Source organism: Hwangdonia seohaensis (assembly GCF_031932625.1).
Lineage (GTDB): Bacteria > Bacteroidota > Bacteroidia > Flavobacteriales > Flavobacteriaceae > Hwangdonia > Hwangdonia seohaensis.
In genome coordinates, this window is record NZ_JAVSCK010000001.1 from 852230 (window position 1) to 865880 (window position 13651).

General features: G+C 35.9%; 14 protein-coding genes. 6 read left to right on the top strand and 8 right to left on the bottom strand.

What is annotated here, in order from left to right; all coding sequences use genetic code 11:
* Nucleotides 1-48: 48 nt before the first annotated feature.
* Nucleotides 49-729 (bottom strand): ComF family protein, encoded by a 681-nt coding sequence (locus RNZ47_RS03695; protein WP_311936538.1) that lies wholly within the window; start codon nt 727-729, stop codon nt 49-51.
* Between the two features lie 129 nt (nt 730-858).
* On the opposite strand from RNZ47_RS03695, the gene RNZ47_RS03700 reads away from it, so the two are divergent.
* A complete protein-coding gene (locus tag RNZ47_RS03700) occupies nt 859-2400 on the top strand; it encodes a glycine--tRNA ligase (protein ID WP_311936541.1) in 1542 nt (513 codons plus the stop codon).
* Nucleotides 2401-2556: 156 nt separating this feature from the next.
* Nucleotides 2557-3120, top strand: a complete 564-nt coding sequence (locus RNZ47_RS03705) for a hypothetical protein (protein ID WP_311936544.1) — start codon at nt 2557-2559, stop codon at nt 3118-3120.
* A gap of 5 nt (nt 3121-3125) precedes the next feature.
* On the opposite strand, the gene RNZ47_RS03710 is transcribed toward RNZ47_RS03705, so the two are convergent.
* A complete protein-coding gene (locus tag RNZ47_RS03710) occupies nt 3126-3596 on the bottom strand; it encodes an Lrp/AsnC ligand binding domain-containing protein (RefSeq protein WP_311936547.1) in 471 nt (156 codons plus the stop codon).
* Between the two features lie 243 nt (nt 3597-3839).
* On the opposite strand from RNZ47_RS03710, the gene RNZ47_RS03715 reads away from it, so the two are divergent.
* From RNZ47_RS03715 to RNZ47_RS03725, 3 genes are all read left to right on the top strand, one after another.
* Complete coding sequence (locus RNZ47_RS03715; protein ID WP_311936550.1) at nt 3840-4622, top strand: hypothetical protein; 783 nt, start codon at nt 3840-3842, stop codon at nt 4620-4622.
* 119 nt (nt 4623-4741) lie between these two features.
* Nucleotides 4742-5386, top strand: coding sequence for a porin family protein (locus RNZ47_RS03720; RefSeq protein ID WP_311936553.1), 645 nt, complete (start codon nt 4742-4744; stop codon nt 5384-5386).
* 267 nt (nt 5387-5653) lie between these two features.
* Nucleotides 5654-6085, top strand: a complete 432-nt coding sequence (locus tag RNZ47_RS03725) for a TerB family tellurite resistance protein (protein ID WP_311936556.1) — start codon at nt 5654-5656, stop codon at nt 6083-6085.
* 145 nt (nt 6086-6230) lie between these two features.
* On the opposite strand, the gene RNZ47_RS03730 is transcribed toward RNZ47_RS03725, so the two are convergent.
* The 3 genes from RNZ47_RS03730 to RNZ47_RS03740 form a co-directional block, all read right to left on the bottom strand.
* Complete coding sequence (locus tag RNZ47_RS03730; protein ID WP_311936559.1) at nt 6231-7100, bottom strand: DMT family transporter; 870 nt, start codon at nt 7098-7100, stop codon at nt 6231-6233.
* Between the two features lie 106 nt (nt 7101-7206).
* Nucleotides 7207-9327, bottom strand: coding sequence for a Tex family protein (locus RNZ47_RS03735; RefSeq protein ID WP_311936562.1), 2121 nt, complete (start codon nt 9325-9327; stop codon nt 7207-7209).
* Nucleotides 9328-9473: 146 nt separating this feature from the next.
* Nucleotides 9474-9884 carry a BrxA/BrxB family bacilliredoxin gene (locus tag RNZ47_RS03740; RefSeq protein ID WP_311936565.1) on the bottom strand — a complete coding sequence of 137 codons (411 nt, stop codon included), beginning with the start codon at nt 9882-9884 and terminating at the stop codon, nt 9474-9476.
* Nucleotides 9885-10165: 281 nt separating this feature from the next.
* Between RNZ47_RS03740 and RNZ47_RS03745 the strand changes: the two genes are divergently transcribed.
* Nucleotides 10166-10942, top strand: a complete 777-nt coding sequence (locus RNZ47_RS03745) for a TerB family tellurite resistance protein (RefSeq protein ID WP_311936570.1) — start codon at nt 10166-10168, stop codon at nt 10940-10942.
* A gap of 236 nt (nt 10943-11178) precedes the next feature.
* On the opposite strand, the gene RNZ47_RS03750 is transcribed toward RNZ47_RS03745, so the two are convergent.
* From RNZ47_RS03750 to RNZ47_RS03760, 3 genes are all read right to left on the bottom strand, one after another.
* On the bottom strand, nt 11179-11562 hold the full coding sequence (locus RNZ47_RS03750) for a GreA/GreB family elongation factor (RefSeq protein ID WP_311936571.1): 384 nt from the start codon (nt 11560-11562) through the stop codon (nt 11179-11181).
* 374 nt (nt 11563-11936) lie between these two features.
* Nucleotides 11937-12923 (bottom strand): S66 peptidase family protein, encoded by a 987-nt coding sequence (locus RNZ47_RS03755; RefSeq protein ID WP_376717812.1) that lies wholly within the window; start codon nt 12921-12923, stop codon nt 11937-11939.
* 3 nt (nt 12924-12926) lie between these two features.
* The gene (locus RNZ47_RS03760; protein ID WP_311936574.1) at nt 12927-13556 is read right to left on the bottom strand and encodes a hypothetical protein; all 630 of its coding nucleotides are present in this window, start codon (nt 13554-13556) and stop codon (nt 12927-12929) included.
* Nucleotides 13557-13651 lie beyond the last annotated feature (95 nt).

Below are 13651 nucleotides of genomic sequence, written 5' to 3' on the forward strand. Positions count from 1 at the left end.
TTTACTGAATAAACCTGCATAATTTTAGAGCTATAACGGCTAATCTGCTTAGGCTATTGCCATGGTTGCAATACTTATTTTTGTGTTTTTTGCTTGGTTTAAAACGGCAATGCAAGCTTCGAGGGTTGCGCCGGTTGTAATAATATCGTCCACCAAAAGAATGTGTTTGTTTTCAATGGCTGATGCCTTTTGTAAAGTAAACAGTTCGTCGTTATTGTTCCAACGGGCAAAACGTTTTTTATCGACTTGCGATTTTGTATTGGTTATTTTAACCAAAACATCGTCTCTATAATCAGTGTTTAAAGCTTTCGCAATTTGTTGCCCAAACTTTGCCACTTGATTAAACCCTCTTTTTTTCAACTTGTTTTTATGAAGCGGCACAGGAATTACAACATCAATAGTACTGTAATTATCAACCGTTTTTAATTCGCCACCAAGCCAATTTCCCAAGAAATACCCAATATTATCATAACCCTTGTATTTTAATCCATGGATGAGGTGCTGTACCAATCCTTTTTTTTCGAACCTAAAAAGCGCAGTGCCGTTTTCAACTTTTGCACGTCCGTAAAGCACTTTTTTTACCGCATCGTTATCATCAAAATGAAAATTGGTAACGGGCAAATCGTGGCGGCAATCAATGCAAATGGTATCGGCGTTGTCTTCCAATAAATTAAGGCACGCATAGCATACTTTAGGGAAGAAAAGATTGATAACAGATTGAAGACCCATAAATTTAATTTCTTCAATAAAATTAACGATTTATAATTAAAAAAAGATTTTACAAAAACTTTGATAAAAGCAGCAATAATTTAACCGATTTATAGCATTGAATTTAAACGGTTTCATATTTTTGCATTTATGGCAAATCAAGACGATCAATTTAAGAAAGTAATCTCTCATGCTAAGGAGTATGGTTACGTGTTCCAGAGTAGTGAAATCTACGATGGATTAAGTGCTGTTTACGACTATGCACAAAACGGCGCAGAGTTAAAGAAAAATATACGCGACTACTGGTGGAAGGCCATGGTGCAAATGAACGACAATATTGTGGGCATTGACTCCGCTATATTTATGCATCCAACCATTTGGAAAGCGTCGGGGCACGTTGATGCCTTTAACGACCCGTTAATTGACAATAAAGATTCTAAAAAACGCTATCGGGCCGATGTTTTAATTGAAGACTATTGTGCTAAAATTGAAGCTAAAATTGATAAAGAAGTAGCTAAAGCGGCAAAACGTTTTGGTGATGCGTTTGATAAAGACGAATTTGTTGCTACAAACGGACGTGTTTTAGGTTATCAAGAAAAAATAAACACAACGCTTTCGCGGATGGCAAAATCTTTGGAAAACGAAGATTTGGCCGATGTAAAAGCCCTTATTGAAGAATTGGAAATTGCCGACCCGCTAACCGGAAGCAAAAATTGGACGGAAGTAAAACAGTTTAATTTAATGTTTGGCACTAAGTTGGGTTCATCGGCTGATACGGCCATGGATTTATATTTACGCCCGGAAACGGCCCAAGGTATTTTTGTAAACTTTTTAAACGTACAAAAATCGGGACGCATGAAAATTCCGTTTGGTATCGCCCAAACAGGGAAAGCCTTCAGAAACGAAATTGTGGCGCGCCAATTTATTTTTAGAATGCGCGAGTTCGAGCAAATGGAAATGCAGTTTTTTATAAAACCGGGTACCCAAAAAGAGTGGTACGAGTATTGGAAAGAAGCTCGATTAAAATGGCATTTATCCCTAGGGATGGGCGAGGAAAATTACCGTTTTCACGATCACGAAAAACTGGCGCATTATGCAGATGCCGCGGCCGATATTGAGTTTAAATTCCCATTTGGGTTTAAGGAATTGGAAGGTATACACTCGCGAACCGATTTCGATTTAAAAGCCCACGAAGAATACTCTGGGAAAAAATTACAGTATTTCGATCACGAAGAAAAAGCCAGTTATACACCCTATGTTTTAGAAACATCGATTGGTTTAGACCGCATGTTTTTGGCCGTATTCTCAAACGCTTTACAGGAAGAAGAATTAGAAAACGGAACAACACGAACCGTTTTAAAATTGCCAAGTGTTTTAGCGCCGGTTAAAGCCGCCATTTTTCCTTTGGTTAAAAAGGATGGCTTGCCAGAGGTTGCAAAACAAATTGTTGAAGATTTAAAATGGGATTTTAATGTGTTTTACGATGAAAAGGATGCCGTTGGAAAACGTTACAGACGTCAAGATGCCAACGGAACACCGTTCTGTATCACTGTAGACCACGATACTTTAGAAGACAACACCGTTACCATTCGCCACCGCGATACCATGGAACAGCAACGTGTTAAAATTGAAGATTTACGCCAAATTATAAAACAAGAAGTAGATGTGCGTTTTTGGTTGATGAAAATGTAAATAGTCCTGCGAAGGCAGAAATCTTTAAAAAAAAATAAATTCTAAACCCCAAGCCATTCGTTTGGGGTTTTTCTTTAAATAAAAGTTGTTTTTTCTTATTCGGTATAATTTTTGATTAGTACTTTCCCGTATTTTTAAAACTGAAACCAAAACTAAATGAAAAGAATATTACTCACATCAATTTTTTGCGGATTATCCTTTATTTCTATGTCCCAAAATACAAGCGTAGAAAAGTCAACTTATGGCATTCAAACAGGTTTTTTAGGAATCTGGATGCATAATGAATCTAAATTATCAAATCAGATTGCATTGCGAAGCGAACTGGGGTTAGATGCTGGAATTTGGGGCGGGGATTTTTACGATGGCACAGGGTTTTTGTTAGCTCCTGTAATTAATTTGGAGCCTCGGTGGTATTACAATCTAAATAAACGCAAAAACAAGTCGAGACGAGTAGATGGCAACAGCGGAAATTTTGTATCACTTAAAATAGGTTATCACCCAAATTGGTTTGTTATTTCCAATTATAACAATATTCGCATTGTTAGTGATATTTCGATAGTACCGACTTGGGGAATAAGAAGAAATATTGGGAACCACTTCACTTACGAAACCGGGATAGGGATAGGCTATGTATATTACTTTGCTAAAGACGCAGGATATTTAAACAACGAAAGTGATGTGGCAGCAAATCTGCATTTGCGACTTGGTTATAGGTTTTAGAAATATTATATACTTATCTGTCTATCAATTTGTTGGTCTAACGAAATAAAGGTTTCGGTACGCGACACCCCAGAAATAGGTTGGATTTCCTTGTTGAGCAAATGCATTAAATGTTCGTTGTCTTTACACAGAATTTTTATAAAAACACTCCAGTTGCCCGTAGTGTAATGGCATTCTAAAACCTCAGGGATTTTTTTAAGCTGTTTAACGGCCTCGGGATTGCTCATGGCTTTATCTAAATAAATACCAATAAAAGCCATCGTGGTGTAGCCCAAAACCTTGGGGTTGATAACAAATTTCGAACCAGAGATTAACCCCGATTTTTCCAATTTGCGTAAACGCTGATGAATAGCTGCCCCAGAAATACCCACGTTACGGGCAATTTCAAGAATTGGTGTTCGCGCATCTTGCATTAAGGCACGAAGTATCTTTTTATCGATACCGTCAATGTGGATGTTTTGATTTATAACTTTCATAACTAATTTATTTTTTTTCATTCCCTAAAAGAAGGAAATCGTATTGTTTTGTTTGATTTTAAAACATAAAAGTACACATTTGATTTTAAATTGAAATCGAACTGTTATAAAAAAGCCTTATTCGCAAATCAAAATAATTGCTTGAAATTGTAGAAAAAATCTTCTATCTTCGTTTAGCGCAGTGTATCAATCATTAAAACGGATTGGTATACTTAAAAGTTGTACACAATATATACCAATAGAATGCAAAGAAAAATAATCACGATTTTACTATTAGCAATATTCACAAATTTTGGATATGCTCAATCTGAAAAAATTAAGATAAAAACGGATCATTTAAATGAGTCGAATTATCTGAAAATAGATGATTTTTATTTAACTCATTATCTGTACATCGACCTATTTTTAAGAGAAAATTTATTTCCAGAAGCAAATCCAGAAGATGTTTCTTCAATCTTGAAAGCTCTGAAAAAATATGTTTCAATAGAAAATAATTTAGACATTGAAATTGAAAAACCTGGTAAAAGGAATTACTTAATCCGCTTTGCAATCTTGAAGAAAGATGATGGCACTGAGCTTTTGATAGCTTTTACAAATTGGAGTGCGAATAAAAAGGAATTTGAGAAAGAAATAAAAATAGAAAATGACTCCTACACGAGATGGTATTTTCTAAATGGAAACAAAATGACCTATAGAAAAGATATGTCTGATCAGAATGATTACTCAAAGATGAATAAATCTGATTTGGCTAATGCTTATCTATTTGATGAACTTTTCGAAAATGATAATGCGATAAAAAGCACGTTAAACGAAATTCTAAATGAAGGCCATTTAAGTGTCTCAGATAAAATTATGGCGAATTTACTTCTCTTGAAATATCAAATTTTCCAAAAAGATAACGACAAGATAAATAAGCAAACCGAATATCTAAATGAATTGTTTGAAACCAATAAAACAGAACCTAATCTTAGAGGATTAAAAATGGCATTTGATGCTACAAAATTTCAAATAGAATTAACTAAATAAGCATTATGTTCAACAACAGACACAGGCAATTGCTTGTTCTCGCTAACTTCTGAAAATCTTCACGAATTTTGAACTTTCCTCAAAAAACATTAAAACTCACTCAAAATTAAAATACCCTTATGAACAAAATTAAATTATTATTAATCGGTTTAGGATTAATGTTTTCATTGAATTTAAGTGCTCAAAATGATTTTAAAATTGGATTAAATGCTGGAATAAACTACCCAGATATTAGAGGATACGAATATGCAAAATACAATAAATTTAAGGTTGGGTATTTGTTAGGAGTTACTTTTGATTATTATTTTAAAGAAAACCTATCCTTGAAGACTAATATAAATTACGAAAGGAAAATTAAGAAAATACAACTTACGTACTTTAATTATGAGGCAGAAGAAACAGGAAGAGAAAATTTCAACGAAATTTATGAATATATAAATATACCGATACTATTAAAATATGAATTTGAAAGCTCAAATTTTTTCATAAATGGCGGACCGTTTTTCAACTATCTATTAAACAATAAAATTGAGCCAGATTACCCAAATGACGATAGTGATCTTATTACAGAACTGAAAAAAATTGATTTCGGACTTTCTCTCGGAATTGGCACTAATATTTCTCTTAATGAGAAAAATGACTTAACAATTGAAATAAGAGATGATTTCGGAATTTTAGATACAGGTGGTGTTCCTAGACCAATTGGAGGAACAATTAAAACCAATACTATAAAATTAGTGTTAGGATGGAATTTTGGAATATAATAACGATTTGTCCCACAACTATAAAATTAATTGCTAGCTCAAACCTACTTACAAAAATCTTCACGAATTTTGAACTGCCCCTAAAAACATTAAACGAACCTCCAAATTTCCGCGTTAGCGATTGTAGTGGAAATCCTTTTTTGAGGCACGAAAAAAAGATTGCAACAAAAAGCGCGACCCTTGCGGTAACACCCAAAAAAATAAACGTTTCGGTTTAGAATATTAAAAAAAATATGTAGGTTTGCATGACCTTTAAAACAAAAATATATGTCGTTTTCAGATTTATTTGATAGTGGGTTTAAAAAGCGCAATAAAAACCATTTTGCGGCCATTGTGCGTATTGCCATGGACGATGGTGTGATTTCTGAGGGAGAAAAAGCCTTTTTAGATAGATTGGCTCGTAATTTAAGTATTAGTGAAGGCGATTATAACCAAATCTTAAAAGATTACCAATCGCACCCCATAAATCCGCCCATGTCTTACGATAGACGGTTAGAGCGTTTGTACGATTTGGCACGTATGGTTTATGTAGACCATATAAAGGGCGACCATGAAGAGGTGTTGCTTGGTAAAATTAGTGTGGGCTTGGGTTTTCACCCCGAAAACGTAAAGTACATTGTGGATAAAGCCTTGACTTTGGTAAGCAACGGTGTTGATTTGGACACCTTTAAAGATGAAATGAAAAACATGAACAGATAGTTTCTTTTTGTTACGAAACATAAAAAAATGCGAACTTTAAAGTTCGCATTTTTTATTTGTATTTATTAAAGGGAATACGCATTCGCGGAAACATCAACCTTTAAAAACCCTTCATTTTTTGTTCGGTTAAAAAAAATATACCGTGTTATTTTTTAAAAGTGACGAGCTGTTTTTCTATAAAAGTAACACCAATGCCTATTAATAAAATAATACCGCCCAACACCATGTTTAGGGTAATGGTTTCATCAATAAATAACCACGCTAAAGCTGATGCTAAAATACCTTGACCCAGCAAACTTACCGAAACCCTTGTAGCGCGCATGTGCTTAGTGGCGTAACTAATAAGAAGCCAAGCCAAAAGCTGACAAACAACAGCTTGAATAACCAATACCAACCAACCGGCATCTGAAAATCCAGAAAAAGGTTCGTTTATTGCATAACTCACAACGCCTAAATGTAAAGAAGAAGCGGCTAAACTTATCGTCATAAAAGTGATAACGTCCATATTTTTTAAAACCTCCTTGCTTATTAGCATATAAAATGCATATAAAACCCCCGAAAGTACTCCAAAGCTAAAGGCCAAATCGAAATCTAAATTTTTAAAAACCGAAAAACCAACCAACAAAATCATTCCAAAAACCGCAATTACGGTACCAATCCAGAAATTGGTTTTGGGCTTGTCCTTTAAAAATAGCAACGCTAAAACACCCACCCAAACAGGCGATAAATTGGTTAATAACGAGGCTTGCGTAGCGGTAGATTCTTGTATGGCAATATTCCAAACGGCCACATCACTACCAAAAATAACGCCACATAAAACCGCCAATAACCCTATTTTTAAATTAGGAATTTTTAGTTGTCGTGTTATTAATACATAGGGTAAAAGTAGCAACAGTGAAAACAACATTCGATAAAATGCCGAAATAACCCCTGGCGTTAAGTTAAGCTTAACCAAAATAGGGAATACCGAAATGCAAAATATTCCAATAACGAGTGCGATTCTTGCCCTTTTCATTTGAATTAAATTAGTGACTAAAAATAAATCGGCAAAAGTAGTTGACTACAGCGCGTTTTCATGAGACTAAATTGGCAATTTATGATAGTATATTATCCTGTTTTTATTACTTATGCAACTTTAGTTGAATGCGCTTTCGCGGAACATCAACCTCTAAAACTTTTACAATAATTTGTTGGTGTAAACTTACGTGCTCATTCACGTCTTTTACAAACGTATCCGATAGATTTGAAACATGGATGAGACCGCTTTCTTTAATACCAACATCAACAAAACAACCGAAATTAGTGATGTTGTTGACAATTCCCGGAAGCAATTGGCCTTCGCGCAAATCGTTAATTGTTTTTATATTTTGGTTAAAAGTAAATACTTTGGCTTGTTCGCGAATATCCAAACCGGGTTTTTCAAGTTCTTTAACAATGTCTTCAAGCGTCGGTAAGCCAACCGAATCGGTGCAGTATGGTTTTAAATCTATGTTTTTAAGCAATTCGGAATGCCCTATTACATCCGCAACGTTTTTACCCAAATCTTTCGCCATCTGTTTTACAATGCCATAACTTTCAGGGTGTACGGCCGAATCGTCTAACGGGTTTTTGGCACCTTTAATTCTTAAAAAAGCAGCACCTTGCTCAAAGGCCTTTGCACCCAAACGCGGTACTTTTTTTATGTCGTTTCTTGAGGTAAACGACCCGTTTTCGTTTCGGTAATTAAAAATGTTTTCGGCTAGTTTGGGGCCAATTCCCGACACATAACTCAATAACGGTTTGCTGGCAGTATTGATGTTTACCCCAACCGAATTCACACAATTTTCAACCACTGTATCTAACGACTTTTGTAATTTGGTCTGATCGACATCGTGCTGATATTGCCCTACGCCAATAGATTTGGCATCAATTTTTACCAATTCCGCTAGTGGGTCTTGCAAACGCCGACCAATGGAAACACTACCACGAACCGTAACATCGTAATTGGGGAATTCCTCCCGTGCGATTTTAGATGCCGAATAAATACTCGCGCCAGCCTCACTAACGACAAATACTTGAATGTCGTTTTTAAATCTAATTTTTCTAATTAAGGCTTCGGTTTCGCGGGATGCCGTGCCGTTACCAATGGCAATGGCTTCAATTTTATAGGCATCAGCAAGCGAACTTATTTTTTTCATGGCGCCAAGGCTATCGTTTTTTGGTGGATGCGGATAAATGGTTTCGTTGTATTTTAATTGCCCTTGCGCATCTAAACACACCACTTTACAACCAGTTCTAAATCCTGGGTCGATAGCCAACACACGTTTTTCGCCCAACGGTGCACCCAATAGCAATTGTTTTAGGTTTTTAGCGAATACACCAATGGCAGATTCGTCGGCTTTTTCCTTGGCTATTTGTAGTGCTTCATTGCTTAACGATGGTAACAACAAGCGTTTATACGCATCTTGAATGGCGGTTTTTATGTGTTCCGCGCAAGCGTTATTGCTTTTAATAAGGCGTATTTCCATGTGATTTAGAGCGCGCTCGTCATCTATGTTTATTTTTACGCGAATAAAGCCTTCGGTTTCAGCTCTTAAAATAGCTAATAATCGGTGTGATGGGATTCTGCTTAAATTTTCTTCCCAATCAAAATAATCTCTAAACTTTTGGGCGTTTTCACTTGCTTTTGTTTTTACCGCTTTTGTGGAAATCATGGCAAATCGCTCTAGTTGATGGCGGATATTGTTCCGGATATCGGTACGCTCGTTTATCCATTCTGAAATAATATGACGCCCACCTTCCAAAGCATCGTCAACTGAATTAACATCGCCTTTTACGTATCTCAATGCAATAGATTCCAAATCGTTTGCATTCTGACCCATAATAATTTTTGCGAGCGGTTCCAAACCGTTTTGTCGCGCTTTTTCAGCTTTTGTTTTTCGACTTTTTTTATAGGGCAGGTATAAATCTTCTAGTGCGGTTAAATCTTGGGTCGATTCGATTTTCTGTTTTAATTCCCCTGTTAAAACAGCTTGTTCTTCAAGTGCTTTTAAAATTGCAACCTTTCGCTTTTCCAACGCTTCAAATTGATCTTTGTATTTTACAATGTCTCCAATTTGAACTTCATCCAAATTTCCGGTGCGTTCTTTTCGGTAGCGTGAAATAAACGGAATGGTACAGTCTTGGTTAAGTAACTCGATGGTGTTTTTTACGGCCTGCTCTGGCAGCTTAGTGTGCTGGATGATATATTTAATCAAGGTCATGCAAAAATCTAAATTTTAATCAAATCTAAGCGATTTCAAACTTAATTTAACTAAAAAGACCCGTCATGTTTTAACATAACAGGTCTAATTTTCATTTTATATTTTTTTGGGCTACATAATTAGCCCAATTAAAATACATCTAAATTTTAACAGTGCGCATTGTAGGCATCAACCAAGTTTTCAGCAATTAATTCTGCTGGTCTGCCTTCAATGTGGTGGCGCTCTAACATGTGCACCAATTCGCCATCTTTAAACAAGGCCACACATGGTGAACTTGGAGGAAAGGGAATCATATATTCTCGTGCCTTATCAACAGCCTCCTTATCAACACCTGCAAAAACAGTTGTAATATGGTCTGGTCGTTTGGCATTTTGCAAACTCATTCTCGCCCCTGGGCGCGCATTGGCCGCTGCACAACCACAAACCGAATTTACAACCACTAAAGTCGTTCCTTCCTTTGCTAAAGCAGCATCAACAGCCTCGGCAGTTTGTAACTCTTCAAAACCAACATTGGTTAAATCTTCGCGCATTGGTTTTACTAATTCTGCTGGATACATATCTTAATTTTTTATTATTAATAATTATACTGCAAAGTTAATCAAAAAACGTGTAATTAGGGTTAGGGCGTTCCCTTAAAACGCTTATGGCGTTATAAGGTCAGGCTATCCGCTATATCTTTTGCAAAAAAGCAATAGGATGCCGCTTCTATCCTTAACGCAGGGGTTTGCATTGAGCATTTCAACTTTGCTCAACACAGACACCGTCGAAATGTAACAAAACCTTATAAATTTCAACTAACAATAGTATATTTGAACCATAATAAAAACAAGAAAACAACATGAGTTTTTCAAAATGGATAGGTGGTGCTTTAGGCTGGTCGTTCGGTGGGCCAATTGGGGCCATCATCGGATTAGCCATTGGAAGCCTAATAGATTCAATGACAAACGGTAGTAGCGATCCGCTTTTGGGCGAAAGGCAATCCAAAAGCCGCGGAAGATCGACCTACAGAACACAACCCAGACAACGTCCACAAACACAATCGGGCGATTTTGAAGTAAGTCTTTTGGTTTTGGCATCGGTAGTTATCAAGGCCGATGGAAAACAAGACCAACGCGAACTGGATTTCGTACGGCAGCAATTCTTGAACATGTACGGCAAAGAACGTGCAAATCGAGCCTTTAAATTGTTTAAAAATATAAGCAAACAAAACATTTCGGTAAGACCGGTGTGTTTGCAAATTAAACAAATGATGGATCATCCATCGCGTTTACAGCTCATCCATTTTTTATTTGGTATAGCCAAAGCCGATGGCTTTGTTACCGAAAACGAGGTGAAACAAATTTATACCATTGCTGGTTATTTGGGTATTAGTTCGCGCGATTATGAGAGCATTAAAGCCATGTTTTATAACAGCAGCGACAACGCCTATAAAATATTGGAGATTGATAAAAGCGCTACCAACGACGACGTAAAAAGAGCCTACCGTAAAATGGCAAAAAAATACCATCCCGATAAAGTAATTCACTTAGGTAAAGAACACCAAAATGGCGCCGAAGAAAAATTCAGGCAAGTGCAAATGGCTTATGAGCAGTTGCAAAAGGAGCGCGGGTTTTAATCGAAAAGAATTCCTTGAGGCTCTGCCTCGGGGTTTCCGTTGAAATTGTCATTCCCGAGAAATCGGGAATCTAAATACCAAATTTCGGTTTTTGATTCTAAGGTCAAAATGATACGAGCGAAATACCTCTATGACTCTGTCTCGAGGATGGTTCGTTTCAAGAAATTTTTATTAAAAACAAAAAACCTTGGATTTATAAATCCAAGGTTTTTTAAAAATATTAGAGTAGCTTATAGTTAAGCTTGGTGAAATTCTTCAACGTGTAATATCTCCATCTTTTTCTCACCATTTCTAAAAGGCCAAGTAATAATATCGCCAACTTTTCGGCCCACTGTAGCCACGGCAACATCACTTAAAATTGAAGATTTACGCTTTTTGTTATTCTTTTTATCGGTTGAAACGAAAATGTATTCCTCTTCTTTATTCGCTGTGTGGTCCATAATTTTTACTCTACGGTTTACCGTTACAACGTCGTTTGGTAATTCTCTTCGACGCACCTGTTTTGCCCCTCTTAATTCTTCAAGCAATAGCTCTTCTTCTTGTTGGGTTACTTTTTTTCTTCTTACGTGATCTTTGATCATATCGTAAATTCCGGTTGTTAAAATAACTTGATCTGACATAATATTGATATTTAAAACTTTCTTTTTTTTAAGGCTTTTGTTTTTGACCCAAACCATTAAACACAGCATAAATCATGCAGGCGTTTAACCGTAAAAAGCAGCATTAAAAAAAGGAAAATAATGATTAAAATGTATTCTGTAAAACTGTATAAATGCCCTGTCTTGAGTCTTGACAGGGATTATAGAATAAACTCTTTGGAGTGATTTAAAAAAATATCATCGTGCAAATAAGGTATTGATTGAAATACCTCAACAGAACTTGCTTGTTTATATAAAAAATAATTTGTTGTCATGTTGTATCACGAATTGGCACAAAGATAACCTTTAAATATGACATTAGCAAAACATACTGGTTTTTAGGTGTTTATATTTTATTACTCCTCAAAAACAACCAAACTTTTATCTTTATCAACGGTCAATTTAATTGTTCGTCCCAAAATCAAAGCACGATTATCGTCCTCGTGTCCGGCGGGCATATTAAACGCAATCGGGAAATCATAATCTGCCAAAGCATCTAAAATAAGCTGCTCTATCGAGCTTCCCCAAGGCGTTGTGTTTTTTCGTATCTTATTTATATCGCCCACAATTACGCCTTTACAGTTATCGAAATAACCAGCACGTTTTAAGCTTTGTAACATCCGGTCTATGTGGTATTTGTGTTCACCAACTTCTTCAATAAACAGTATTTTTCCAGACACATCTATACTGGTTTCAGAGCCCAACATGGTATGCAATAAAGTTAAGTTGCCACCAACCAACTGTCCCGAACTGCTGCCCGATTTATTATACTCAGAACCTTCTAGGGTATAGCTTAAAGGCTTTCCGAAAATAGCATCTTTAAAGGTTGAAATTGTTTCTTTAATGGCTTCCAAATCATCAATCATACTCGTGCACATCATAGCATGAAGGCTTTCAAAACCTTCGTTATGCAATTGATTGTGCAAAGCCGTAATATCAGAATATCCAATCAGCCATTTTGGGTGGTTTTTAAATTTTGTATAATCCAATTTATCAAGAATCCTAACCGTTCCGTAGCCACCGCGAGCGCACATAATGGCACTTATTGTAGGGTCGTCCAGAGCGTTTTGGTAGTCTTCACAACGCTCGCTATCGGTTCCCGCAAAATGATTTGCTTGGTTAAAAACATGTTTTCCAACAACGGTGTGCAAGCCCCAACTTTTAAGAAGTGTTTTGGTGGCTTCCATTTCCTTTAATTTATTTTTTAAAATGCCCGAAGGCGCAACAATAGCAACCGTATCTCCAGCCTTTAAATAAGGTGGTTGAATCAATTTGTTTTGTGAAAACGCTTCAAATGTTCCTATTAATAATAGAAAACATACCATTAGTTTTTTTAATTTCATAATTTAATATTTTTTGTGCCAGCCCCAACCAAAATTAATACCAAGTCCAAAATAATTAAACTTGCCAAAATTCCCAAAAAGCTTGAACCCTATCGATCTTCCAAAAGAAGTTGGTTTTCCAATCGGGATTAAACCATAAACAATTCGGTATCTCTTTTTAACTCTCTTAAAGGAATTAAAGTTTACTTCAAAAGGGATTCCAATATAAGAACTTCTTTGCGAAACTTTAGTATTGTTAATTGTTTCTTCGAATTTCCTTAAGTTCTGAGATACCCCGGCAGATATGCTGAGTGCAGACCCATCAAAAATAAAGCGCTTGCCATAAAGCAAAGAGAATTCGTTCATAGAATCACCGCCCATATAAATAGGAAATATAAAAATAGCTTCAAAAAAATTCACATCTTCATTTTTATCGAGTAGATGTAAACTTCTAAACGTGATTAAATCTTTGTTAAACTGATAATTTAAATCAAACACAAAAGATAATCCTCTAGCTTCTCCTCCAGCGCCACCTATCATAAAATCGCCATAAATTATAGGGTTCTGTTTAACCTGAGTAGAATCAGCATCGTTTTGGCCTATACCATAAAATGAAATTATAAATAGACAAAATAGAAGAAGTTGGTTTTTCATTAGCCTTTTTATTTCAAATGTAGGAAAAAAAGCAATGTATGTAAGTTTGAAAAAACAGGTTTTTTGCTACCACGAAAAGCAGATATTTTTTTCTA